23 protein-coding genes are annotated in these 24,628 nt (G+C 71.6%); 11 read left to right on the forward strand and 12 right to left on the reverse strand.

Annotation, left to right across the window (positions count from 1 at the left end; translation table 11 throughout):
* The first annotated feature begins 2 nt into the window (after positions 1–2).
* Together fabG and ABD733_RS00535 are read left to right on the forward strand one after the other, a co-directional pair.
* Positions 3–758, forward strand: a complete 756-nt coding sequence (fabG, locus tag ABD733_RS00530) for a 3-oxoacyl-ACP reductase FabG (RefSeq protein ID WP_344793092.1) — start codon at positions 3–5, stop codon at positions 756–758.
* A complete protein-coding gene (locus ABD733_RS00535; protein ID WP_344793093.1) occupies positions 755–1,243 on the forward strand; it encodes a MaoC family dehydratase in 489 nt (162 codons plus the stop codon). The genes fabG and ABD733_RS00535 overlap by 4 nt, the downstream gene beginning before the upstream one ends.
* Before the next feature lie 111 nt (positions 1,244–1,354).
* Here ABD733_RS00535 and ABD733_RS00540 read toward each other — a convergent pair whose 3' ends face one another.
* Positions 1,355–1,819 (reverse strand): heme-binding protein, encoded by a 465-nt coding sequence (locus ABD733_RS00540; RefSeq protein WP_344793094.1) that lies wholly within the window; start codon positions 1,817–1,819, stop codon positions 1,355–1,357.
* 94 nt (positions 1,820–1,913) lie between these two features.
* Between ABD733_RS00540 and ABD733_RS00545 the strand changes: the two genes are divergently transcribed.
* Complete coding sequence (locus ABD733_RS00545) at positions 1,914–3,434, forward strand: LCP family protein (RefSeq protein WP_344793095.1); 1,521 nt, start codon at positions 1,914–1,916, stop codon at positions 3,432–3,434.
* 27 nt (positions 3,435–3,461) lie between these two features.
* On the opposite strand, the gene ABD733_RS00550 is transcribed toward ABD733_RS00545, so the two are convergent.
* Entirely contained in the window at positions 3,462–3,809 is a 348-nt protein-coding gene (locus ABD733_RS00550) for a hypothetical protein (protein ID WP_344793096.1), read from the reverse strand.
* A gap of 180 nt (positions 3,810–3,989) precedes the next feature.
* On the opposite strand from ABD733_RS00550, the gene ABD733_RS00555 reads away from it, so the two are divergent.
* Positions 3,990–4,295: a hypothetical protein gene (locus ABD733_RS00555; RefSeq protein WP_344793097.1), complete on the forward strand. Its 306-nt coding sequence runs from the start codon at positions 3,990–3,992 to the stop codon at positions 4,293–4,295.
* A 327-nt stretch (positions 4,296–4,622) separates the two neighbouring features.
* Here the strand turns inward: ABD733_RS00555 and ABD733_RS00560 are convergent, their stop codons facing one another.
* From ABD733_RS00560 to ABD733_RS00585, 6 genes are all read right to left on the reverse strand, one after another.
* Entirely contained in the window at positions 4,623–5,402 is a 780-nt protein-coding gene (locus tag ABD733_RS00560; protein ID WP_344793098.1) for a TetR/AcrR family transcriptional regulator, read from the reverse strand.
* A 17-nt stretch (positions 5,403–5,419) separates the two neighbouring features.
* Complete coding sequence (gene atzF / locus ABD733_RS00565) at positions 5,420–7,207, reverse strand: allophanate hydrolase (RefSeq protein ID WP_344793099.1); 1,788 nt, start codon at positions 7,205–7,207, stop codon at positions 5,420–5,422.
* On the reverse strand, positions 7,204–10,908 hold the full coding sequence (gene uca / locus ABD733_RS00570) for an urea carboxylase (RefSeq protein WP_344793100.1): 3,705 nt from the start codon (positions 10,906–10,908) through the stop codon (positions 7,204–7,206). The genes atzF and uca overlap by 4 nt, the downstream gene beginning before the upstream one ends.
* On the reverse strand, positions 10,905–11,552 hold the full coding sequence (locus ABD733_RS00575) for an urea amidolyase associated protein UAAP2 (RefSeq protein ID WP_344795935.1): 648 nt from the start codon (positions 11,550–11,552) through the stop codon (positions 10,905–10,907). Before ABD733_RS00575 ends, uca begins: the two co-directional genes overlap by 4 nt.
* 71 nt (positions 11,553–11,623) lie before the next feature.
* The gene (locus tag ABD733_RS00580; RefSeq protein ID WP_344793101.1) at positions 11,624–12,457 is read right to left on the reverse strand and encodes an urea amidolyase associated protein UAAP1; all 834 of its coding nucleotides are present in this window, start codon (positions 12,455–12,457) and stop codon (positions 11,624–11,626) included.
* Positions 12,454–14,037 (reverse strand): APC family permease, encoded by a 1,584-nt coding sequence (locus ABD733_RS00585; RefSeq protein WP_344793102.1) that lies wholly within the window; start codon positions 14,035–14,037, stop codon positions 12,454–12,456. Before ABD733_RS00585 ends, ABD733_RS00580 begins: the two co-directional genes overlap by 4 nt.
* A gap of 201 nt (positions 14,038–14,238) precedes the next feature.
* On the opposite strand from ABD733_RS00585, the gene ABD733_RS00590 reads away from it, so the two are divergent.
* Positions 14,239–14,856: a dihydrofolate reductase family protein gene (locus ABD733_RS00590; RefSeq protein ID WP_344793103.1), complete on the forward strand. Its 618-nt coding sequence runs from the start codon at positions 14,239–14,241 to the stop codon at positions 14,854–14,856.
* A gap of 116 nt (positions 14,857–14,972) precedes the next feature.
* Here the strand turns inward: ABD733_RS00590 and ABD733_RS00595 are convergent, their stop codons facing one another.
* The gene (locus ABD733_RS00595) at positions 14,973–15,983 is read right to left on the reverse strand and encodes an NADPH:quinone reductase (protein ID WP_344793104.1); all 1,011 of its coding nucleotides are present in this window, start codon (positions 15,981–15,983) and stop codon (positions 14,973–14,975) included.
* A gap of 66 nt (positions 15,984–16,049) precedes the next feature.
* Here ABD733_RS00595 and ABD733_RS00600 point away from each other — a divergent pair, with 66 nt between their 5' ends.
* Positions 16,050–16,466 carry a hypothetical protein gene (locus ABD733_RS00600; protein WP_344793105.1) on the forward strand — a complete coding sequence of 139 codons (417 nt, stop codon included), beginning with the start codon at positions 16,050–16,052 and terminating at the stop codon, positions 16,464–16,466.
* 112 nt (positions 16,467–16,578) lie between these two features.
* Here ABD733_RS00600 and ABD733_RS00605 read toward each other — a convergent pair whose 3' ends face one another.
* Positions 16,579–17,883 (reverse strand): MFS transporter, encoded by a 1,305-nt coding sequence (locus tag ABD733_RS00605; protein WP_344793106.1) that lies wholly within the window; start codon positions 17,881–17,883, stop codon positions 16,579–16,581.
* Positions 17,884–18,058: 175 nt separating this feature from the next.
* Between ABD733_RS00605 and ABD733_RS00610 the strand changes: the two genes are divergently transcribed.
* The 4 genes from ABD733_RS00610 (at position 18,059) to ABD733_RS00625 (ending at position 21,566) form a co-directional block, all read left to right on the forward strand.
* Positions 18,059–18,916, forward strand: a complete 858-nt coding sequence (locus ABD733_RS00610; protein WP_344793107.1) for a LysR substrate-binding domain-containing protein — start codon at positions 18,059–18,061, stop codon at positions 18,914–18,916.
* 46 nt (positions 18,917–18,962) lie between these two features.
* Entirely contained in the window at positions 18,963–19,340 is a 378-nt protein-coding gene (locus tag ABD733_RS00615) for a DoxX family protein (protein ID WP_344793108.1), read from the forward strand.
* 195 nt (positions 19,341–19,535) lie between these two features.
* Positions 19,536–19,721 carry a hypothetical protein gene (locus ABD733_RS00620; protein ID WP_344793109.1) on the forward strand — a complete coding sequence of 62 codons (186 nt, stop codon included), beginning with the start codon at positions 19,536–19,538 and terminating at the stop codon, positions 19,719–19,721.
* 393 nt (positions 19,722–20,114) lie between these two features.
* Complete coding sequence (locus ABD733_RS00625; RefSeq protein ID WP_344793110.1) at positions 20,115–21,566, forward strand: NCS2 family permease; 1,452 nt, start codon at positions 20,115–20,117, stop codon at positions 21,564–21,566.
* 43 nt (positions 21,567–21,609) lie between these two features.
* On the opposite strand, the gene ABD733_RS00630 is transcribed toward ABD733_RS00625, so the two are convergent.
* Entirely contained in the window at positions 21,610–22,335 is a 726-nt protein-coding gene (locus ABD733_RS00630) for an SDR family oxidoreductase (protein ID WP_344793111.1), read from the reverse strand.
* 123 nt (positions 22,336–22,458) lie between these two features.
* Here ABD733_RS00630 and ABD733_RS00635 point away from each other — a divergent pair, with 123 nt between their 5' ends.
* Positions 22,459–22,878 (forward strand): MerR family transcriptional regulator, encoded by a 420-nt coding sequence (locus ABD733_RS00635; RefSeq protein WP_344793112.1) that lies wholly within the window; start codon positions 22,459–22,461, stop codon positions 22,876–22,878.
* On the opposite strand, the gene ABD733_RS00640 is transcribed toward ABD733_RS00635, so the two are convergent.
* Positions 22,865–24,628: a cytochrome c biogenesis protein DipZ gene (locus ABD733_RS00640; protein ID WP_344793113.1), complete on the reverse strand. Its 1,764-nt coding sequence runs from the start codon at positions 24,626–24,628 to the stop codon at positions 22,865–22,867. The two genes, ABD733_RS00635 and ABD733_RS00640, sit on opposite strands and share 14 nt — an antisense overlap.

Here is a 24,628-nt window from a genome sequence, read left to right on the forward strand (position 1 = left end):
CCATGGCCGACACACGAGTCGCCATCGTCACCGGAGCCGCCCGCGGGATCGGCCGCGCAACGGCCGCCCGCCTCGCCTCCGACGGCTACGCCGTCGCGTTGCTCGACCTCCGCGAGGAGGACGCCGCAGCGGCAGCCGCCGAGATCGCCGAGAGCGGCGCCTCGACCGTCGGACTCGCTGTCGACGTGGCCGACGAGGCCTCCGTCGAGACAGCGGTGGCCGCCGTCGCCGAGCGCCTCGGTGCACCGACGGTCCTGGTCAACAACGCCGGCGTCCTCCGCGACAACCTGCTCTTCAAGATGACCGCCGACGACTGGGACACCGTCCTCGGCGTGCACCTCCGCGGCGCGTTCCTGATGAGCCGCGCCGTTCAGAAGCACCAGGTGGAGGCGAAGTGGGGGCGCATCGTCAACCTCTCGTCGTCGTCGGCGCTCGGCAACCGCGGCCAGGCCAACTACTCGGCCGCGAAGGCGGGCATGCAGGGCTTCACCAAGACGCTGGCCATCGAGCTCGGCCCGTTCGGCGTGACCGTCAACGCGATCGCGCCCGGCTTCATCGAGACGGCGATGATCGAGCAGACCGCCGCGAGGATGAAGGTCTCGCTCGACACGTTCCTCGAGGAGGCGGCGAAGCAGATCGCCGTGCGTCGCGTCGGCCAGCCCGACGACGTCGCCGCAGCAGCATCGTTCTTCTGCTCGGAGGAGGCCGGTTACGTCTCCGGTCAGGTGCTCTACGTCGCGGGCGGGCCGCTGTCGTGACCGGCAGCCCCGTCGTCTTCGCCTCGCCCGCCGCACTCCTCGAGCCCCAGCACGACGGACGCGCCGTCGTCGGCACGGAGCTCGGCCCGTCGAGGTGGGTCGAGATCGACCAGCAGCGCATCCAGGCGTTTGCGGACGCGACCGGCGATCAGCAGTGGATCCACACCGATCCTGCGCGCGCCGCCGAGGGCCCGTTCGGGGTGACGATCGCCCACGGGTACCTGACGCTGTCGCTCCTGCCGACCCTGACCGACGACCTGGTGCGCGTCGACGGGATCTCGGCGGCGATCAACTACGGGGCCGACCGGCTGCGCTTCGTTCAGCCTGTCGTCGTCGGGAGCCGCGTGCGGGCTGTCGGCACGATTACGTCCGCCGACGCAGGATCGACCGGGGTCAAGCTGGGCTACCGGGTCACCGTCGAGATCGAGGGCTCCGAGAAGCCCGCGGTGGTCGTCGACACGATCACGCTCTTCGTCCCGGTGTAGCCGCTGCCGTGCACTGTCTAGCGGCGCGGCCTCTGCCTCGCAACGTCTGGCGGACTACCCACCCCGCCGCGGCAGGGTGCACAGTCCGCGAGACGTTGCGCGGCGTCCGCCTCAGTTCGCGAGGTAGCTGCGGAGCGCGCTCACGACCACGTCGTGGTCGACGACGTCGGGCTGGCCTGAGCCGGTGATCGTGCCGACGACCTCGCCGTCGACCAGGATCGGGAACGCCCCGCCGTGCGACGCGTGGTCGGTGTCCTCGAAGGGCTCCTCGCCGCGCGCCTCGGCCCGGCGCCGGACGAGCAGCGACGGCACGCCCGCCTCCACCGCGACGTTCGCCTTGCGTCGCAGCCAGTCGGTCGTGCCCTGCTCCACTCCACCGAGCGCGGCCTTGTAGACGATGTGGTCGCCGATGACGACCTGCACCGCCAGGGCGAAGCCGCGCTCCCGCACGATCTCGGCGGCCAGAGTGCCGAGCGAGTACGCGGCCTCCTGGTCGAAGCTCTCGAAGACGAGCTCTCGCAGCTGCTCCTCGATCTGGTCGGCGGTGAAGGTGGGCAGGTCGTCAGGAGTGGTCATGACCCCATCCTGGCCGCTCCGGGTGTCGCCTCGCCCGGCGCCGTGTCGGCAGCTTCGCCGGAGAGGCGCAGGAAGCGTCCCCTACCCTGGACGCGTGGCTGACGCAGGAGACCAGACGAGAAGCGGCGCCCGGGAGCAGCGAGCCCTGCCCCAGGGACCCCGGCACGCCAGGCGGCCGAGACGACGGGTGCTGCCGTGGGTGGCGTTCGGGCTCGTCGCGATCCTGCTCATCGGCACCGGCTACGGCGTGTACAACTACCAGCGCTTCGTCGGCGGCGTCACGCGCATCGATGCGATCACGCCGCACTCCTCGTCGACCACGGGCACCGTGACCGATTCGAAGGCGCAGAACATCCTGCTGGTCGGCGACGACCACCGCCCGGCGGGAGCGACCGCCGCGCAGATGGCCGAGCTCGGCACCACGCAGGACGGCGGCAGCTCCAACACCGACACGATGATCGTGCTGCACCTCTCGGGCGACGGGAAGAAGGCGACGATGATCTCGTTCCCGCGCGACTCGTACGTCCCGATCCCCGGCCACGGCACCGGCAAGCTCAACTCGGCGTTCTCGCTCGGCTCCGAGAACGGCGGCGGCGACTCCGGCGGAGCGAAGCTCCTCATCCAGACCATCGAAGACCTGTCCGGCCTCAGCATCGACCACTACGTCCGCATCTCGCTCCTCGGCTTCTACCAGCTGGTCAAGGCGCTCGGGCCGGTCTCCGTGTGTCTGAACAACGCCGTCCAGGACCGCTACTCCGGCATCGACCTCCCGGCCGGGACCTCGTCTCTCGACGCGAAGGAGGCGCTGGCCTTCGTCCGGCAGCGGCACGGGCTCCCTCGCGGCGACCTCGACCGCCAGGTGCGGCAGCAGTACTTCCTCACCGTCGAGGCCCGGCAGATCGCCTCTGCCGGAACGCTCCTCAACCCGGTCAAGCTCGGCAACGTCATCGACGCCGTCTCGCAGTCGATGCAGGCCGACCCGGGTCTCGACTTCCTGCAGCTCGCCAACGAGATGAAGAACCTCCGCGCCGACGACATCCGCTCCGCGACCATCCCCATCACCGGGACCCCGACGATCACCGTGAACGGAGCACCCCTCTCGATCGTCGCGGTCGACACGGTCGGCATGCCCGCCTTCATCCAGAACCTCTTCGGCCCCCCGCAGGCGTACCTCGATGCGAAGGCGTCCTCGCCGACCGCGACCAGCGTCACGGTCCTGAACGGCAGCGGCGTGCAGGGCGCGGCGACGGCGGCGACGACCGCGCTCACGGGTCTCGGCTACAAGACCGGCCCCGCAGGATCGACATCGGTCACCAAGCAGACGCTGGTCGAGTACCCCAAGGGCCAGGAGGCGGGCGCCAAGGCCGTCGTCGCCCGGGTTCCCGGTTCCACCGCGGTGCAGACCAGCGCCGTGTCGTCCGTCACCCTGGTGCTCGGCACGGACGGCCGCTCCGTGACCGTGCCGTCGACGACTCCCGCCACTGCGCCTGCCACGACGCCTGCCACGAGCCCCGTCGTCCCGTCCGTCCCGGCGGCCAGCACTCCGGCGTCGCAGCCGACCCCGAGCTCCACTCCGGCCGGCACGAGCTACACGAAGTCCTCCTGCATCAACTGACGCGCCTCTCCCGGTGAGCGTGTTCGGTTACGCGTCCGCATCGAGCCGCTGCTGGGCGGCCGGTCCGACGGCTGGCCCGACGGCACGGATGACGGCGCCTGCGGCCACGCGTACCGCGATCACCACCACCCCGGTGCACCCGACGACGACGGCCGCGAGGACCGCCGTCTCGGAGAGGTGCCGGAGTCGCGGGTAGCCCGCCCCGGTGTCGTGCGGCGTCTGCAGCGGAAGAGCCAGCACGATCCCGGCCGCGACCAGCAGCGCGACTCCGAGCCACGTCAGGACCCGCAGCCCCGGCAGGATCACGGCCCCGTCGCCCGGTCGTGACTCTCGTGCCCGCGCCCCCTGCCGCTCGTACTCCCGTGTCTCGTTCATCTGGTCCCCCTCGCTCGCCGACGCCTCATGCGTCTGACGACAGTGTGCCCGTCCTGCGGGTCGCCCGCGAGGCTTCTGGCGGTGCCTGTGGAGAAGCCCTCGGTGCGCGGTGGCTGGGGAGCAGGGATGAAGCCCGAGGTGATCGGCGCGGGGTTGATGGCGCCGGTGTAGAACGGCCCGATGACGAACCAGGAGCCCGACCCGAACTTCGTCCGGAACCAGCCCGCCCTCCGGCGCTCCCGCGGCACCGAGTGGATCGTCGTCGGCGGCATCTTCGCGGCGGTCACGGTCACGGTCCTGCTGCTGACGGGTACCGTCCCGGGCATCGTCGGAGCGGTCGTCAACGCGGCGGCGTTCGTGGCGATGGTCGTGGTCCGGTTCGTCGCACCGCTGCAGCGGCCCCGGCTGTGGACGCTCGCGATCCTGCTCGGGGTCATCGCGGTGTCGTCGCTCGTCGCGATCCTGCTGGCCATCGCGGTCACGTAACCCGCCCGCCCGTGCCGAGATCGCAGAAGACGTCGCTCGGCGGGGCCTGGAGGCGACAGGTAGTGCGATCTCGGGGGAGGGGCATGTCGAGATCGCAGTTCGACGAGGTCCTGGGGCCCGCGAGCGTGTCGAAGTGCGATCTCGGCGGGCGGCGCAGGGGTGAGATCGCAGTAGTCGTCGCTTCGCGGGGCCTGGAGGCGACAGGTAGTGCGATCTCGGGGGAGGGGCATGTCGAGATCGCAGTTCGACGCGGTTTGGGGGCCCGCGAGCGTGTCGAAGTGCGATCTCGGCGGGAAGGAACCGCGCGCCAGGGACACCGCGACGAACTCAGACGACCGGCAGCAGCCCCGCGGCGGCGCCGGCAGCACGAGCGATCGCTTCGTCGTCGAGGCCGAGCAGGCGCAGGCACGACGCGGCGATCGCGGGCCCGTCGACCTCGGCGGGGACGGACGCAGACCCCGGGCCGGCCACCGCAGAAGCCCGCCGCAGCTGGATGACGACCTCCACGAGCTGGATGAGCACCGCCCCGAGAAGCGGCTCTTCCAGGGAGGCGACGCCACCGGCAGCAGACCCGCCGACACTGCCGGCACCGCCGACACTGCCGGCACCGCCGGCACCACCCGCCCCCCGCACGATCGCCCCGAGCCGCCCGTAGATGCCCTGCAAGCGGTCGCGCTCGCCTCGGAAGCCGTCGTAGCGGGGATCCTGCGTCTCGGGCAGGAGGTACAGGGTCCCGATGTTGTGGGGCGTGCCGGCCAGGGTGCGGACGTCGACGAGGGCGAGCGCGTAGAGGGTCGCGGCGGCAGCGACAGGATCGTCGCCGACGCGCTCCAGGAGGGCCTGGGCGATCTCGACGCTCGGCCGGACCGAGGTCTCGAGGAGCTCGCTGAGGATCTCGTCCTTGCCGGCGAAGTGGTAGTAGAGCGACGCCTGCCGGATGCCGACGGCCTCGGCGATGGCGCGGGTCGACGTTGTGCCGAAGCCCTGCTCGACGAAGAGGCCGGCAGCGGCGCGCAGGATCTGGTCGCGCGGCGACGTGTCGGGCTCGGCGTCGGAGACCGCTCGGGGTCGTCCGACCTTGGCCGGGCGGGGGGTGCGGGTGGTCATGCGGTCCATTCTGCCGCTCAGGGCCGCGCGTCCGCCTTGCCGGCCGGCGCATCCGCGCCGGCCCGCGCGTCCGTGCCGCCCCGAGCCTCCGCGCCGCCCCGCGCGTCCGCCGCGCGGCCGGCGAGGTACGCGACCCAGCCGCCGTACCTCGTGACGTCGCGCGCCCCCACGAGCGCCGCGGGCTCGCAGACGAACCCCCGGAGCACCCGGCCGTCGGCCAGAGTCACCGCTCCGATCGCCATCGGTGCGGGGAGCGCGTCGACGAACGTCGCGAACCCTGCCGCCGGCAGCGACCAGACCTCTCCCCGGATGGAGGCGCCGCCCGACGCGACAGCGACGAGGCCCGGCTTCGGCGGGGTGGTAGGGAGCGCGTGCAGCCGGTACGCGGGCGCCGTCTCGACGGCCTCCGAGAAGGCGCCGCCCGCTGCGACGAGCTGGACGTTCAGCGGCTGCCCGCGGAGGTGCGCCCCGACGACGAGCAGGTCGATCCGGGGCGAAAGGAACCGCCGCGCCAGGTCGGCCAGGGCCCGGTCCGAGAACGCGCGCCCGGTCAGCATGACGCCGAACGGCAGGCCGTCGACGAAGCCGGCGGGCACGGCGACGGCGGCGAGGTCGAGGAGGTTCGCGAAGTTCGTGAAGCGCCCCATCCTGCTGTTGGCCCCGACCGGATCGGCGGCCACCTCGTCGAGCGTGGGGTGCCAGGTGGTCGTCGGCGTGAGGAGCGCGTCGAACCCGGCGAGGGACGCGAGCCCCCGCTGCCCGAGGAGGTCGAGCCGCTCCCGGTCCCGGTAGAGGTCGACCGCGCGCGCCTCGGCGCCGCCGAGCACGATCGACGCGACGGTCGCGTCGAGGTCGTTTCCGACGAGGTCCGGATGCGCCGCGATGAACTCTCCGACCGCCGCGTACCGCTCGGCCACGAACGCGCCGCCGTAGAGGAGGGTCGCAGCCTCGAGGAGATCGGCGATGTCGACCTCCACGATCTCGACCCCGGTCGCCCGCAGGCGCTCGACGGCCGCGGCGAATGCCTCCGGCCACCCGGGAGCCAGGCCGTCCAGGTGCTCGGGCGTGGGGATCGCGACGCGCGGCCGGGCCGGGAGCACGACCGCGCGGGGATCGTCGTCTCTCGCGAGGGAATCGCGCCCGTCGGGGCCCGACACGAACTCGACGGCCAGCCGGGCGAGGTCGAGGTCGCGCGCGAAGACGGTGATGCAGTCGATGGAGCGGCACGCCGGGACGGATCCTGTGGTGGGGAGCAGCCCGCGCGTCGCCTTGATCCCGACGATCCCGTTGAGCGCGGCGGGAACGCGTCCTGATCCCGCGGTGTCGGTCCCGAGGGCGAGGTCGACGATCCCGAGGGCGACCGCGACCGCCGATCCGGACGACGAGCCGCCCGAGATCCTGCTCGGATCCCAGGCGTTCCGCACGGCTCCGAAGGGGCTCCGGGTGCCGACGAGGCCGGTGGCGAACTGGTCGAGGTTCGTCTTGCCGACGACGACGGCCCCGCGTGCCCGAAGACGCGCGATGACGGTCGCATCGACCTCGGGATCGTAGGCGTACGCGCGCGATCCCGCCGTCGTCGGCAGCCCCTCGACGTCGATATTGTCCTTCACGGCGACGACGAGACCCGCAAGCGGCAGGATCACGCCCTCCGCCACTCGAGCATCGATCCCCGCGGCCTCGGCCAGAGCATGCTCCCGGTCGCGGAGGCTGATGAACACCTCGGGCCGGTCGACCTCGGCGATCCGGTCGAACGCCGCGGCGACGCGCTCGGCGGCACTCGCGACACCGGTCGTGAACCCGCTCACGACACGGCCCCGATCGACACGAGCACCTGGCCCGGCGCGACCTGGTCGCCCGCCTTCGCGTAGACCTCGAGCACGCGGCCCGACACGGGCGCCTGGATCACCGACTCCATCTTCATCGCCTCCACCGCCAGGATCCTGTCGCCCGCCTCGACGACGGCCCCGACCTCGACGTTCAGCTGCCAGATCGTCGACAGGAAGGGCGCCGACACCCCCGTCACACCGTCCGGCAGCACGATCTCGTCGCTCGCGACGGCTGCGGGCTCGTCGCGCACGTCGAACTCGCCGGACGCCCGCCAGCGCTCCTTCTCCTCGTCGAAGGCTCGCGCCTGCTGGGCCCGGAACGCGGCGATCGAGTCGTCGTTGTCGACCAGGAAGCGCTCGTAGGCGGCGATCGAGAACTCGCCCCCGACGGTCTCGAAGTGCCCGCGCCCGGCGTCGGTCTCGGCCCGGAGCTCGAGGAGCTCGTCGGCCGACACCGGGTACCACTCGATCCGGTCGAAGAAGCGCAGTGCCCAGGGCTGCTCGTCGAAGAGCCCGCCCTTCCGGAACCGGTTCCAGATCGGCACGGTGCGGCCGACGAACTGGTAGCCGCCGGGGCCCTCCATCCCGTAGATGCAGAGGTAGGCGCCGCCGATCCCGACGGAGTTCTCGGCCGTCCAGGTCCGGGCCGGGTTGTACTTCGTCGTCACCAGACGATGCCTCGGATCGAGCGGCGTCGCGACCGGGGCGCCGAGGTAGACGTCGCCGAGCCCGAGGACCAGGTAGCTGGCGTCGAAGACGGTGCGGAAGACGTCGTCGACGCTCTCGAGCCCGTTGATCCGGCGGATGAACTCGATGTTCCAGGGTGTCCACGGGGCGTCGCTCCGGACTCCCGCCATGTACCGCTCGATGGCGAGCCGGGTCGCAGGATCGTCCCACGACAGCGGCAGCCGGACCGTCCGCGACGGCACCACCAGCTCGCTCGTCGCGGGGATCTCGTCTTCGAGCTCGCGGAGCAGCGCCGCCATCCCCGACGCCTTCAGGATGCTCGCGTCGGTGTGCACCTGCAGCGACCGGATGCCCGGGGTCACGTCGACGATCCCGCGGGGGGAGTGCTCGGCGAGCTTCTCCTGGAGGGCGTGGACGCGCATCCTGAGTCCGATGTCGAGGGTCATGTCGCCGTACTCGACCAGGACGTTGTCGTCGCCGTCGCGCCGGTAGGTGACGCTCGGGCGCGCGTCGGTCTCGTCGAGGCGCGCGAGCACCCCGTCGTCGCCGTCGCCGCCGGAGGTGAGGAGCGTCAGCGAGGCGCGCTGATCGATGAGACCCGCGGCCTCGTCCTCGCGGACCGGCACGAACCGGATGGTGTCGCCCGGGCGGAGCTGCCCGAGCTTCCAGAGCTCGCCGCTCGCCACGACGGCGGGGCAGACGAAGCCGCCGAGGCTCGGGCCGTCGGGCCCCAGGATGATCGGGGTGTCACCGGTGAAGTCGATGGCGCCGACCGCGTAGGGGGTGTCGTGGATGTTCGAGGGGTGCAGGCCCGCCTCGCCGCCGTCCTCACGGGCCCAGCCGGGGCGCGGCCCGATGAGCCGCACGCCGGTGCGGGCCGAGTTGTGGTGGACGCCGTACTCGGTGGCGTAGAAGACGGCGAGGTCGCCGCGGGTGAAGAAGGTCGGCGCTGCGTGCGGGCCCTCGGTGACGCCGATCTGCCAGGTGGAGGTCAGGGCCGGGCGTCGGTGCGCGGGCGTCGGCCCCGGGATCCTGGTCAGCCGCTCGTCACCCGCGATCGCCGGGTGCGGGGCCTCCGAGTCGGGCGATCCCGTGCGGAGGACGTCGCCGGCGAGGAGGGCTCGGCCGGCATGCCCGCCGAACCCGCCGAGGGTGAAGGTCGAGGCGCTGCCGAGGTAGGCGGGAACGTCGATCCCGCCGCGGACCGCGAGGTAGGCGCGGAGGCCGGGGCCGGGGATCGTCCCGACGCTGAGGGTCTGGCCGGCGGCGACGTCGAACGGCTCCCAGAGCGGGACCGCGACGCCGTCGAGCGTGACGGGGGCCTCGGCGCCCGTGACCGCGACGACGGAGGCAGCCGAGAAGGTCAGCACCGGGCCCGTGGCCGTGATCTCGAGGGCGGGCGCACCGTCGGGATTGCCGACGGCCAGGTTGGCCTCCGCGAGCGATACAGGATCGAAGGGTCCCGACGGCGGCACGCCGACCTGCCAGTAGCCGATGCGGCCCGGGAGGTCCTGCACCGTCGTCTGGAGTCCGGGGGAGACGACGTCGATCCGCGGGTCGGGATCGGAGGTCGTGTCGAGGGTGGAGGTCGAGTGGGTCGCGGTCCGGAGGTCGGGATCGTCGGCGAGCGAGCGGACGAACCCGAGGTTCGTGACGACGCCGTCGATCCTGGACGCGTCGAGCGCCTCGCCGAGGAGGTCGAGGGCGCCGTCGCGCGTCGGCGCCGAGGCGATGACCTTGGCGAGCATCGGATCGTAGAACGGCGACACGGTGAGGCCGGTCTCGATCCAGCCGTCGACCCGGACCCCGTCGAGGGCGTCGCCGCCCTGCCCTGGGAACACGGCCCGCGTGACGAGGCCGGAGCTCGGGAGGCTCTGCTTGGCAGGGTCCTCCGCGTAGACGCGCGCCTCGACGGCGTGACCGGTGGGCGTGGCGGGCCGGTCGAAGAGACCCGCGTCGGGGCCCCGGTCGAGCCCGGGTGCCCCGTCGCGCGCCAGCCGGAGCATGAGCCCCACGAGGTCGACCCCGTAGACCTCCTCGGTGACCGGGTGCTCGACCTGCAGGCGCGTGTTGACCTCCAGGAAGGACGCCTCCTCGCGCACCGGGTCGTAGACGAACTCGACGGTGCCCGCCGATCGGTACGACACGCTCTCGGCGAGTGAGCGGGCCGAGGAGTGCAGGATCGCGCGCACGTGATCCGGCAGGGCGGGCGCCGGCGCCTCCTCGATCACCTTCTGGTTGCGGCGCTGCAGCGAGCAGTCGCGGTCGCCGAACACGGCGACCCGCCCCTCGCCGTCGCCGAAGAGCTGCACCTCGACGTGCCGGGCCGGCCGGACGAGGCGCTCCAGGAACACCCCGGCCGAACCGAAGTTCTTCTCGGCGAGGCGGGCGACACCGAGGTACGCGTCGCGCACCTCGTCGAGGGTGTGGCAGGCCTGCATGCCGATCCCGCCGCCACCGCCGGTCGCCTTGAGCATGACCGGGAGGCCGATCCTGCGCGCCTGGTCGACGGCCTCGTCGACGGATGCCAGGAGCCCGGTGCCCGCGAGCATCGGCACGCCGGCCTCGGCGGCGAGGGCCCTGGCCGTGTGCTTGGCACCGAACGAGACGATCTGCTCGGGCGTCGGGCCGATGAAGACGAGTCCGCGCTCCTCGACGGCGCGGGCGAACTCGACGTTCTCCGAGAGGAAGCCGTAGCCCGGGTGCACCGCGCCCGCGCCGGTCCGCTCGGCGGCGTCGAGGATCGCCTCGATCCGGAGGTACGACTCGCGCGCCGGGGCAGGCCCGAGGTGCACGCGCTCGTCGGCCTCCCGGACGTGCGGCGCTGCGCGGTCGGCGTCGGAGAAGACCGCGACGGCGCGCAGGTCGTTCTCGTGGGCCGCGCGGATGATCCTGCGCGCGATCTCGCCCCGGTTCGCGATGAGGACCGTGTCGAAGCGGGCGGTGCCGCTGCCGGCGCTGCCCGAGCTGCCGGTCCCGCTACCGGCGCTCACGCGGCGGTCTCCTTTCGGGTCACGAGCATCCTGAGCGGGGTCGGGTTGAAGTCGTTGCAGGGGTTGTTCATCTGCGGGCAGTTCGACACCACGACGAGCACGTCGCGCTCGGCCGTGATCGCCACGCGGCGGCCGGGCGCGCTCATGCCGTCGACGATCCCGAGGGTGCCGTCGGCTTCGACGGGCACGTTCATGAACCAGTTGAGGTTCGACACCAGATCGCGGGCGCCGAGCCCGTGCTTCTGGCCCTCGGCGAGGAAGTTCTCGCGGCAGCCGTGCTGGAAGTGCGTGTGGTAGCCGTAGCGGAGGGTGTTCGACTCCTTCGAGCAGGCGCCGCCGATGGTGTCCTGGCGGTCGATCTCGTTCGCGGTGACGGTCATCAGAGCCGCTCCCGATCCTGAGCGGAGGACGGTGCCGGTGCGGACGTAGGCGTTGCCCTGCCAGGTGATCGTGTCGGGGACGCTGTACCTCTCGTCGTGGTCGAGCGCGTCGAAGATCAGGCAGTCGGCCGACTGGTTCCCGCCGACGTCGACGATGGTCAGCGTGTCTCCTCGGGCGACGACGGCCGACCAGGAGGCGCGGGGCTCGACCCGCTCGTCGAGGACGACGCGGCCGTCGGACAGCGGGGACGACCAGTCGAGCACCGAACCGGGAGCGAACGACGCCCCGACGGGAACGCTGGTCTCGAGGGAGCCGAGAGGGGTGGTGAAGGTGCTCACTGTGCGCGGGCCTCCCAGTAGTCGGTGGTGTTGAGGTAGGCGCGGGTGCGCTCGGGGCTGGCGGTGTACGCGTCGTCGCCCGGCCCGGTCGGCGAGCCCGGCCAGGCGTGCACCCGGAGCGGCCCGACCGTGTACGCCGGTCGAGGGTCGAGCGGGTGAGGGACGTTCGCCAGCAGGATCACGAGAGGCAGCTCGGCCGTGAACTCGACCGCGGTGCCCGGCCCGGCACTCCCCGTGTACGTCACCCCGCCCTCGTCGTCCACGCGGGCGCCCTGGAAGAACGACACCGACGGCGGCAGGTCGCGCGGGGTGAGGCCGTGTTTGGCAGCCCCGAGCGCGAACAGCGACCGACCGGCGGGAGCCGGGCCCTCGGGGATGCTCGAGCCGTACTTCCGCTCGTTCCACGCCGCCGAGGAGGTGCCGCAGAATGCGTCGTGCCGACCGGAGGTGTCGGTCCGGATCGTGGCGAGCACGCGACCGTCGCCGGAGAGGAGCGGGTGACCCGCCGACAGGTAGGCCTGCCACGGGATCTTCAGCGTGTCGGCGACGTTCAGCCGCTCCCACGGCTCCAGCGCGTTGAACAGCAGCAGGTGCGCGCACGCGTCGCCGGTCGGGTCGTCCAGCCGGAAGCGCGTGCCCCGGGCGACGACGCGGTGCGTGTAGCCGCCGGGCGCGACGGTCTCCGCCCAGACGAGCGATTCCGGATCGACGCCCGCGGGCGCGAACGGCGACGACGAGGCCGGCAGGTAGGGCATGAAGTCGCTGGTGAGGTCGGCCCGGGCGCGCGCGTCGCTCCGCGCGGCCCAGACGGTGTCGGTCTGGTTCGTCATGCGGCCTCCGCGCCCTGGACGGTCGGGATCTGCGCGGTCGTCGCGACGGTCCGCAGCTCGCTGTGACTGCGGTGCGTCGTCGCGTAGTAGGCCGCTCCGACCGCGAGCGTCGCACCGATGAAGAGGGGCGCCGACCACTGCAGCCACCAGCTGTGCCCGGTGAGGTCGTAGATCGCGGCCCTCGGCCAGGCGAGGTTCACGACCATGAGCACCTGGAACACCACGGCGACGATGTTGACCGGGATCGCCCAGCGCCCCATCGAGAAGAGCGGCTTGCCGTCCTCGTCGACGCCGGCCTCCTTGTCGCGGGTCCAGCCCTGGATCCTGCGCACCAGGAGCGGCACGGTCACGCCGAGGTAGGCCAGGTAGAGCATGGCGATGCAGAGGCTCGACAGGGCGGTGAACAGCGCGGACTGCCCGATGTTGACCAGCAGGGCGATCGCAGCGCCCGCACCGACGACGATCGAGGTGCCGATCGGGGTGCCCGTGCGCGGCGAGACGCGCGACAGGAAGTCGGAGAAGGGCAGGGCGCGCTCGCGGGCCATCGAGTAGACCATCCGGGAGCCCGAGGTCTGGACGGCGAGGGTGCAGGCGAACACGGCGACGGCGACGCAGCAGAGGAGGAGGCGGCCGAGGACGCCGCCCAGGCGGGTCTCGACGAGGCCCGCGAGGCCTCCCGAGACGAGCGATCCGTCGGTCAGGCTCGGCGCCGCGACGAGGGCGGCGACGATGAGGAGCGCGCCCCCGAGGCCCGATACCGTGAGGGCGCGGATGATCGTCTTCGGCGTGGTGCGGCGCGGGGAGTGCGTCTCCTCGCTGAGCTCGCCGGCGGAGTCGAAGCCGACCATGACGTACGCGGCCATCAGCGCCGAGGCGAGCCACACCCAGAGGTAGGCGCCGCCGGGGGCGCGGCCCTCGTCGGTGAAGACGACCGAGGGGGAGCGCTCGGGCAGGAGGAACAGCGCCACGACCAGGACGACGACGCCCACGATCTCGATGAGCACGCCGATGCTCGTGACCCGGGCCATGAGCCGCACCGACACGATGTTCACGGTCGTGGTGATCACGAGCATGATGCAGCCGAGGAGCACGGCGTTCGCAGCTCCGGTCGGCGACAGCGGGGCCGAGTCGGCGGTGGGGCCTCCGACGATCTGGAAGCCCGACCAGATGGCCGGCAGGACCGCCTGCACCGCGACGGCGGCGACCGCGACGGTCAGGATCTGCCCGATGATCATCGTCCAGCCGGTGAACCAGCCGACGACACTGCCCGCGAGGCGGCTCGACCACTGGAAGATCGCGCCGGAGATCGGCCACCAGGCGGCGAGCTGCGCGAAGTTCAGCGCGACGAGGAGCTGCCCGGCGAAGACGACGGGCCAGGCCCAGAAGAACGCGGCGCCCCCGAACGAGAAGCCGAGGCCGAAGAGCTGGAAGACGGTCGTCAGGATCGACACGAACGAGAACCCGGCGGCGAATGAGGCGAAGGAGCCCACGCCGCGGTGGAGGTCCTGCGGGTAGCCGTGCGAGGCGATCGTCTCGCTCCGCTCGGGAGCCGGGGCCGTGGTGGTGCGAGAGGAGCTCATGAGGTGCCTTTCGCTTGCGCTGGTCTGGGGATATCTGTCGGGCGACAGGTATTGATCCCTCAGTCTGGGAGCGCGCGGTCACGAGCCGATTTCCCGCCTGTTTCGAGCGCATTAAATGCGTCGGGCGGCACCCGCCGACCGCGGGGGTAGCGGGATCAGGCAGACCGGAGAAGGATCGGACGACGACGAAGGGGAGACGACATGGGTTCGATCGTGGTCCAGGCTTTCATCACTCTCGACGGGGTGGTCCAGGCGGGCGGTGGTCCCGACGAAGACCGCGAGGGCGACTTCCCGTTCGGCGGCTGGCAGCAGGGGTACGACGCCGAGGACGAGGGCGACACCATCGCCCGATGGGAGAGCCGCGACGAGGCCCTCCTCCTCGGCAGGAAGACGTACGACATCTGGTCGAGGTCGTGGGGTGTGTGGGACGCCGACGCCGAGGGCTTCCTCGGCGACCTGACGAGGCTCTACAACCGGATCCCGAAGTACGTCGCCTCGCGCACCCTGAGCACCCTCGACTGGCAGAACTCGCACCTGCTCGGTCCCGACCTGGCGGCCGACGTCGCGCGGATCCGCGAGCGGACAGACGGCGAGATCCGCGTGTGGGGGAGCACCGAGCTGATCCGGACCCTCGCCGAGCACGACCTGATCGACGAATACCGGCTCATGGTCCACCCCCTCGTGCTGGGGCGAGGCAAGAAGCTCTTCCCCGAGGGATTCCCCCTCGCGAGACTCGCCCTGACCGAGACCCGCCGACTGGGTTCGGGCATCCTGATCACCGTCTATCGGCCTGTTCGCGATGAGGCGGCCGCGCCCTAGATCGCGGATGCGGTGCTCCGTGCCGCCTTCGCTCGCGCGCCGCCCGACGTCTCCCGGACATCGCACCCGGCCTCGGCAGGGTGGGATGTCCGGTAGACGTCGGGCGGCAGAAGTGCCTAGCGAGAGACGTCGATGAGCACCTTCCCGACGACGCTGTCCTCCACGGCCTGGTGCGCCTTCGCCGTGTCGGCGAGCGAGAACCGGACGAGGGGGAGTCCTGCGTCCTCGCCGACGGGCAGTGCGCGGGCGACGAGCGCTGCGGTGACGTCCTCGACGCCCCGGCGGAGCGCCTCCTCGCCGATCGTGTACAGGAGGACGAACTGGTAGCGCGTGTTCTTGCCCATGTTCGGCCGCACCGCGAGCTCGGCGGTCGAGCCGCCGTCGTCGGCGTACATCGCGACGACCGCGCGCTGCCCGACGACCTGCGCGTCGAGGTCGGCGTTCTTGACGATCGACACCTCGACGACGATGTCGACGCCGTCGGGGGCGATCCTCGAGATCACGTCGGCGGCGTCCTCGGTGCGGTAGTTCACGACGTGGTGCGCTCCGGCGTTCCGGGCGAGGGTCGCCTTCTCGTCGCTCGAGATCGTCGAGACGACGGTGGCTCCGGCCCAGCGCGCGAGCTGGATGGCCGCGTGGCCGACCGCCCCCGCGCCTCCTGCGACCAGAACGATCTTCCCCGCCAGCGCGCCGGGGGAGAGGCGGTCGGGGCCGTCCTCCAGGACGGTGAGGGCCCGGTGGGCGGTGATCGCCGGGACGCCGAGCGAGGCGCCGATGTCGAAGGAGGTCCCGTCGGGCAGCGGCACGACGTGGGCGGCGTCGACGGTGGCGAACTCCTGCGCCGTCCCCGAGGCCCGCTGGTAGGCGGAGAGGTACAGCCAGACGCGGTCGCCGACGCCGAGGTGCGTCACTCCCTCGCCGACGGCGTCGACGACGCCCGCGCCGTCCTGGTTCGGGGTGACCTCGGAGTCGGGGTCGGTGTTCGAGCGCGACTTCCAGTCGGTCGGGTTGACGCCCGAGACGACGATGCGGACCCGGACCTCGCCGGGGCCGGGGTCGACCGGATCACGGTCGACGAGCTGGAGGACGTCGGGCGAGCCCTTGTGCGAGTAGACGATGGCTTTCATGCCTGAAGTCAACTCCTGCTGACCCCGAGAGCATTCCGAGCATCGGCCCGGTCGTAGGATCGCAGCGTGGACGACCGCTTTCGCATCGACGGGGTCGAGCTCGGCGTGGACGCCCGCCGGTCGTCCGCCACGCTGTCCGCCGAAGGCGTGCTCGATGCGACCGTCGTGGCGCTCGGGGTCCCGGGGAGCGTCGCCGAGTGGGCGACGGTGCCGCCCAGGCTCCTGCTCGAGCTGGTCCCGGTCGCCTTCGACGGCGAGGGGCTCGGCGCGACGGTCGATCAGGACCTCCTCGACGACCTGTCGTTCGGCGACGGCGGGTTCTCGTTCTCGCTCAGCTCGCGCTTCGACCCGCAGGGCCGCCTGGCGGTGCTGGCCGGCGACCGCCTGCGCTTCACCGGCGAGGTCGAGACGCCCTGGTCGTCGACGCCGTGGCGGCTCGACGTCTCGCTCGGCTTCGGCGGCCGGCGGAGACCTCTGATCTGATGCGGACCGTCGGCCATGCCCGGCCCTCCGACCCGCGCTGGGAGCGGGTGCAGAGCGTCGCGAATCCCTGCCTCGCGGGAACGCCTCGCGATCCCCGGGCCGGTCTCTCGCGCTAGGTGATCGTCACCGTCGGCAGGTGGTGCCGCATCCGCACGTGCAGGTGGAGCTGGCCGCGCCTCGCGAGAGCGATCCCGGCGACGACCGCGGCCAGCGCCGGCATGCCCCCGGAGACGAGCATCCCGATGTGCACGCTGAAGGACGACACGATCCAGCCCATGACGGGTCCGCCGATGGCCTGCCCGCCGAGGAGCACCAGCACGTACAGCGACATCACGCGCCCGCGGACGGCGATGTTCGACGACATCTGCACGAGCGAGTTCGACGCGGTCTGGAACAGCAGCGCCGAGAGGCCGACGGTGATCAGCAGGATCGAGAACGGCACGATCGACGGCATGAGACCGGCGGTGGCCTGCAGGATCCCGGTCACACCGACCCCGACCACGACGGTGCGCAGCCGGAGGTTCGCGCGCCGCGTCGACAGCAGGGCGCCGGTGAGGGCGCCGACGGCGATCATGGAGTTGAAGAGGCCGTAGCCGCCCGCGCCGACCTTGAAGACCGTGTCGGCGTAGGTCGCCAGGAGCACCGGCATGGTCAGCCCGAAGACGGCGAAGACGGCGACCAGGAACACCGGCCAGATGATGGTCGGCTTGTGGACCGCGTAGCGGAGGCCCGCCCGGAGCTGCCCGGGCTCGCGCGGCGGCGGCGCGATCCTGGTCATCTGACTCGTGCGGAGCCTCGACAGCGTGAAGACGACGAGAGCGCAGGCCAGCCCGTTGATGACGAAGGCCCAGCCCGCGCCGACCGCGAGGAGGAGGACGCCCGCGAGCGCGGGCCCGATCATGCCGCCGAGCTGGAACACCGACGAGTTGACGCTGATGGCGTTCCGGAGGTTCTTCTGGCCGACCAGCTCGGTGACGATGACCTGCCGAGCGGGGTTGTCGATCACGGTCACGAGGCCCGTGGCGAACGCGATCGCCCAGACCATCCAGGCCTCGACGTTGCCGGACAGGGTGAGGGCTGCGAGACCGATCGACAGGACGGCGAAGGTCGACTGCGTGATCATCATCAGCATCCGCTTCGAGAAGCGGTCGACGACGACGCCGCCGAAGAGGCCGAACAGGAGCATCGGGGCGAACTGCATGGCGACGGTCACTCCGACCGCGGTCGCGCTGCCGGTGAGCTCGAGCACCAGCCAGTCCTGAGCGACCTTCTGCATCCAGGTCGCGGTCATCGCCACGAGGTTGCCCGCGGTCCAGATGCGGAAGTTCGGCACCGACAGCGCGATGAACGTGTGGCGCCACGGCGGCCGCTCGGTGACGACGCGGAGAGGCTCGGTGGGCGGGTAGGGAGTCGGCACTGCCTGACTCGAAGGGGCCTGGGTGGGAACGGCGGAGGTCGACGTCGACGTGGTCACGCGGAATTGTCCTGAGGTCGAGAGCGAGAGGTGATCTCCCTCCACGCTAGGGGGAGCGCTCACATTTGGTTCCCGAATCAGCCCTATCAGTGTCATTCGTTCCTGTAATACTGGTCGGGTGTACGATCCTGCGCTCCTCCGGACCTTCCTCGTCGTGGCCGAGACCCACAGCTTCACGCTGGCCGCCCAGCGGCTGGGCATCAGCCAGCCGACCGTGAGCCAGCACGTGTCGAAGCTCGAGAAGGCGGCGGGCAGGATGCTCGTGGCCCGCGACACCCGAGAGGTCGCCCTCACCGACAACGGCGACGCGATGGCCGGCTTCGCCCGGACGATCCTCGCGGCCCACGCGTCGGCCGAGAGCTACTTCTCGGGCTCGGCGATGGCGGGGCGGCTGCGGTTCGGCGCGGCGGACGACCTCGCCATCACGCAGCTCCCGCGGATCCTGCGCCACTTCCGACAGCTCTACCCGCAGATCAACCTGGAGCTCACCGTCAACCAGAGCGTGCCGCTCCGACGTCGGCTCGCGTCCGGCCAGCTCGACCTCATCTTCGTGAAGCAGAACGCGGGGGAGTACGACGACGGCACCCGCGTCGCCGGCGACCCCATGGTCTGGATTGCCCAGGAGCGCATGCGCCTCGAGCCCGACCAGCCGGTGCCCCTCATCACCTACCAGGCGCCGAGCCTCTCCCGGCAGATGGCCATCGACGCGCTCGAGCGGTCCGGCCGCACCTGGCGCATCACCTGCAACACGCGCGACGTCAACGGCATCCTCGCCGCCGTCCGCGCCGGCATCGGCATCGCCGTCTTCCCGTACTCGCTGATCCCGGCCGACCTCGTCAAGGTCTCGGTCCGGTTCGGGCTCCCCGACCTCGGCGACGTCGACTATGTGCTCGTCGCCAACCCGACGGCCGCGCGCGAGCCCGTCGAGGCGCTCACCTCCGCGATCCTGAGCCGGGGCGTCAGCCGAGCCGAGTGAGCGGGGCCGGGTCCGCGCGCACTGTCTTCTGAGGCAGGATCGAGGCATGACCTCCGCCTCCCCGAGAACCCTCGCCGCCGCCCTCGCCGCCGTGCTCGCCGCCTCCGGCACGCTGCACCTCGTCCGCCCGCAGACCTTCGACCCGATCGTGCCGCGCGCTCTGCCCGGCGAACGGCGGACCTGGACCCTCGTCTCGGGCTACGCCGAGCTCGCCACGGCAGCCGCTCTCGCGGCGAAGCCCTCGCGCAGGATCGGCGGGAGCCTCGCCGCCCTCCTGTTCGTCGCCGTGTTCCCGGCCAACATCGTGATGGCCAGGCAGTACCTCCGCAGCTCGAAGACGACTCGCACCGCGAAGGCGATCGTGCTCGCCCGGCTGCCGCTGCAGGTGCCGCTGGTCCTATTCGCGCTCCGCGCCCGCGGCTGAGCCCGGTCTGGGCCATAGTGCGCGATCGGAGGCTGCGCGGAAAGAAGCAGCGGCCCTCGGGCGACGTCACCGACACGAGGTGGCGGTGGTCGCTGATGAACTGGGGCCACGATCCGGAGAAGTGACGGCGGGTCGTCCGGTCTTGTCCCCCGATGCGGTGCTCCGTTCCAGGGGCCTCGGCGTACCGTCCCGCCCATGAGCGATCAGACGAACCACACGGAGCACACCGGACACCACTCGAGCTCGGACGGGTCCACGGACGTCACCGAGAGCGACAAGGAGTACACGGAGGAGCTCGGCGACGGAAGCGCGTCGGGCGACACCCAGGACTCGCAGGGCGACACCGACTTCGTCTCCGGCGGAGACCCGGAAGGCGAGTGATGAGCGACCCGAAGCGCGACGACGAGCCGATCGACCCGTCGACTCCGAGCCCCGACGAGGTCGACCCCGGTGAGGGCACGACCGAGGAGGGCACGCCCGTCGAGAACCCCTCGGGCTGACCGGCTCCGAGACAGAGGGCCCAGTCCCCACCGCCCCGAAGCCCAGGCACCCCGGTGCACTCATGGAACGAAGCAGCGGGGTCTGGGCCTTCCCCCCGCCCTGATCCAAGCGTGGGGTGCCCACAGGCTACGCCACCACCCGCTGCCCGGTAGACCTCCCGTTCGGGGGGTGCCGGTGCGCGGCGGGGGCTCGTCACGGGGGGCGGGATGGAGCGCTGCGGCCGATCCAATAGGCTGTGAGGGTTTGCCTTCTGTGAGCCTGAGGAGAAGCCCGATGACAGCCACCACCGAGACCGGCATGATGTCGCGGGTCGACCGCTTCTTCGAGATCACGAAGCGCGGATCGACCTGGGGCCGCGAGGTGCGCGGCGGCCTCGTGACGTTCGTCACGATGGCCTACATCGTCATCCTGAACCCGCTGATCCTGGGCGGCTTCTCGGGCGACCAGGCGGCGAAGGACGTCCTCGGCCACTGGCTCCAGAACGCACAGGTCGGAGCCGTCACCGCTCTGACAGCCGGCGTCATGACGATCCTGTTCGGCATCGTCGCCCGCCTCCCGTTCGGTCTCGCCGCGGGCCTCGGCATCAACTCGTTCCTCGCGGTCAGCGTCGTGAAAGACGTCACCTGGCCCGAGGCGATGGGCCTGGTCGTCATCGAGGGCCTCGTCATCGTCATCCTCGCCGCCACCGGCCTCCGCACCCTCATCTTCAAGGCGGTGCCGCAGGCGCTCAAGACGGCGATCACCGTCGGAATCGGCCTCTTCATCGCCTTCATCGGGCTGGTCGACGCCGGATTCGTCCGCTCGAGCGGCGCCGCGTCGCCCCCGGTCCAGCTGGGCGACGGCGGATCGATCGAGACCCTCCCGACGATCGTCTTCGTGATCGGCCTCATCGTCATCGGCGTGCTCGTCGCGCGTCGTGTGAAGGCCGCGATCCTGATCGGCATCGTCGCCACGACGGTCGTCGCGATCATCCTCAACGCGATCTTCAAGGTGCCCGAGTCTCTCGGCACGAATCCGGCCGGCTGGAACCTCAACGCCCCGGTCCTCCCGAAGGGCATCGTCTCGCTCCCCGACCTGTCGCTGGTCGGCCAGTTCGACTTCGGTGCGTTCGGCAGGATCGGCGGGGTCGCGGCCACCATGCTCGTCTTCACCCTGGTCTTCACGAACTTCTTCGACGCCATGGGCACGATGACGGGCCTCGCCCGCCAGGCCGACATCGCCTACCCCGACGGCACGTTCCCCCGTCTCCGCCCGGCGCTCATCGTCGAGGGCATCGGCGCCGTCGCGGGCGGTGCGACCAGCGGGTCGTCCAACACGGTCTTCGTCGAGTCGGCCGCGGGTGTCGGCGAGGGCGCCCGGACGGGCCTCGCCTCGGTCGTCACCGGCGTGCTGTTCCTGCTGGCGATGTTCTTCACGCCCCTGACGCAGGTCGTGCCGCTCGAGGTGGCCGCGGCTTCTCTCGTCGTCGTCGGAGCTCTCATGGTGTCGCAGATCAAGGACATCGACTGGTCCGACTTCTCGGTCGCGCTGCCCGTGTTCCTGACCGTGATCGTGATGCCGCTGACGTACTCGATCTCGAACGGGATCGGCGCCGGCTTCCTCAGCTGGGTGCTCGTGCGGTCGCTGTCGGGCAAGGCGCGCGAGATCAGCCCGCTGCTGTGGGTCGTGGCCGCCGGGTTCCTGATCTACTTCGCGCGCGGGCCGATCCAGGCCTTCATCGGCTGATGCGCGGCGGGCCCCCGAAGGGCCCGCCGCACCGGTGCACCGGTCAGCTCGCGCCGAGGATCTCCGCCATCTGCGCGTAGAAGGCGGCAGGATCGCCCGCGAGCGACGCCTTGACCATCGCGGTCCAGTCGTCGACGATCACCTCGATCGAGCCCTGCTCGAGGCCGTCCAGCGACCTGCGGGGCACGTCGCGGGGATCGATCTTCGGGCCGTCGTAGGAGGCGGCGATGTCGGTGTCGGCGGCTCCGAGCAGGACGCCCTGCACGAGCGTGCCCTGCGCTCCGAGCTCCAGCCGGACGGCGTTCGTGAGATTCCACTCGGCGGCCTTGGCCGACGCGTAGGCGCCGGTGCCGCGGGTGGCGAACCACGACAGCGCGGAGAGCACGTTCACCACGGCGCCGCCCCCGTTGCCGGCGAGGACGGGGGCGAACTCGCGGATCACGTCGAGCGTGCCCCAGAAGTGCGTGTCGAACTCGCGGCGGATGTCGGCGAGGTCGCCCGCGACGAGGTCGGCGCCGGTCGAGATGCCCGCGTTGTTGACGACGATCGTGACGTCTCCGGCAGCGCGGGCCGCCGCGACCACCGAGTCGTGGTCGGTCAGATCAAGTCGGAGCGGGACGACCCGGGCGTCGTCGAAGTCGAGGGTCTCGGGTCGGCGAGCGGTCGCGTAGACCCGCGCCGCGCCGCGGTCGAGGAGTTCGAGGACGAACTCGCGGCCGATGCCGCGATTCGCTCCGGTGACGAGGGCTGTCTGATCGGTGATGTCCATGGTGTTCTTCCTGTCGACGTTCCGCGGGCCTTCATCGACCCGCCTTCGGGTACGGTAGACGTTGACGTCAACGTCAGGTGCAAGTCGGCATCCGGCGACGGCGTCCGAGACGAGGAGGACGCCGTGCGCATCGGAGACGTGGCCGGCCGGTCCGGGGTCTCGACGAGAGCCCTCCGCTACTACGAGGAGCAGGGGCTCCTCTCGTCCGACCGGACGGCGTCGGGGCAGCGCGTCTACCCGGAGTCGGCGGTCGAGCGGGTGCGGATGATCCAGCGGTTCTTCACCGCGGGCCTGGCCAGTCGCACGATCCTGCGGATGCTGCCCTGCGTCGACGCCGGAGTGGCCTCGCCGGAGGTCTTCGAGCTGCTCGAGTCCGAGCAGGAGCGGATCCGCACGGCCATCGCCGACCTGCAGGCGGCCCAGGCCGAGCTCGACCGCATGATCGAGATCGCGCACCACCCGACGCCCGAGCACTGCCCGGCCCTCCGCGACGTGGCCTGGGGGCCGTACGCGGCGGAGGCGGCCGGCGCTACCCGAACGTGAACGAGTGGGCCGACAGCCCGGGGGAGAGCTCCACGGTGACGGTGCCGCTCCGGGCTCTGCCGGCATCGACCACGGCGTGGATGTTCGGGGCTCCCGAGACGCGGATCGTCCTGGTCGAGGAGCCGGAGCGGACCGTCAGCGTGCCGGTGCCGCCGACGTCGAGGTAGACCTTCGACGCGGTGTACGCCAGCTCGATGCTCGAGGAGGAGACGCTCGTGAGCGCCTCGTCGGACGCCTTCCAGCGGCCGCCGAGAGCGAACGTGTCCTGCTCGACCCCCTGGGGCGCCGTGAACGTCGTCGTGCCGTTCCGGAGCCTCATCGTGCCCGAGTAGGCGGTCGCCCGCTTCGTGCCGAGATACGTCTCGGGTGTCTGCGAGCGGTCCGTCGGCGTCGTGTCGGCGACGTCCGTGCGGGCGGGGAGGGTCACCTCGGGGTCGGCTGCCGTGAGGAGCTGACGGATCATGCCCTCGATCCCGTCGTAGTTCCCTTCGCCGACCGAGACGTGCCGGATCTCACCGGTGGCGTCGATCAGGTAGTCGGAGGGCCAAGAGGTGTTCGCGTACGCGGTCCACGTCGTGTAGTCGTTGTCCTGCGCCACCGGGTAGGTGATTCCGAGCCGCTTCGCCCCGGCGACCACGTTGGCGTGCTCGTGCTCGAACGCGTACTCGGGCGTGTGCACACCGATCACGACGAGGCCGTCGGGCTGGTAGGTGCGGTACCACTGCTCGACGTGCTGGATCGCGCGCTGACAGTTGATGCAGGAGTACGCCCAGAAGTCGACGAGCACGACCTTGCCGCGGAGCGAGGCCAGCGTCACCGGCTGGTCGTCGGCGGTGTCGAACCAGCCGTCGAGTCCCGTGAGGGCGGGCGCCCGGCCGCAGTTCCGGAGGGTCTTCGGGGTGGTGAAGGCGGCCTCCGAGGCGCAGGCGGCGAGCGTGCCCGGGCCCGATCCTGCGCCGGAGGTGCCGGTGCCTCCGCCGGTGCCTGTGCCAGCGCCGCTACCACTGCCGCCGCCGCCGGTCAGCGCGCCCGCGCCCGTGTCGCCCTCGAGCTGGTGGTTGAGCGACGCCGTGTAGTCGGGGATCGCCCGCTGGATCGCGTCGGTCGCGTTGAACGCCAGGGCGACCGCGAGGGCCAGGACGACCACGCCGGCACCTGTGCGGACGGCGCGCTGCCTGGTCCGGAACGCCTTCACCCGCTCTGCGACGCCGCGTCCGGCGAGGGCGAAGAAGAGCAGCGGGGCGGCCGTGCCGATGGCGAACGCGACGGTCAGGATCACGGTCGACGCGCCGATCCTGCCGGTCGCTCCGGCCACGGTGATCGCGGCCAGCACCGGACCCGCGCACGGGACGTAGACGGCGCCGAGGGTGAGCCCCAGGACGAAGCCGCCGCGGTCGGTCTGCGCCCGGGCCTGCGGGAGACGGGAGAACGGCTTCTCGAGCAGGTGCTGGAACCGCGGCACGATCATGCCGACGCCGATCAGCACGAGGGCGGCGAGCCCGACCCAGCGGATGATGTCCTGCGGCACCGGCAGGGCGCTCAGCACGAGGGTGCCGAGGAGGGTGAACAGGCTGAAGCTGATCGTGAGCCCCAGGACGACGAGGAACGGCCTCCTGCCTGGTCCCCGGCCGTCGGGCCGGGCACCCTGGGCGCCGCCCGAGAGCAGGATCACGGGCAGCACCGGCAGGATGCACGGCGAGATCCCGGTGATGAGGCCGCCGACGAGGCCGAGGAACAGGAGGGTGATCAC

The sequence above is a fragment of the Frondihabitans peucedani genome (genome assembly GCF_039537585.1).
In the GTDB taxonomy this organism is placed as follows: domain Bacteria; phylum Actinomycetota; class Actinomycetes; order Actinomycetales; family Microbacteriaceae; genus Frondihabitans; species Frondihabitans peucedani.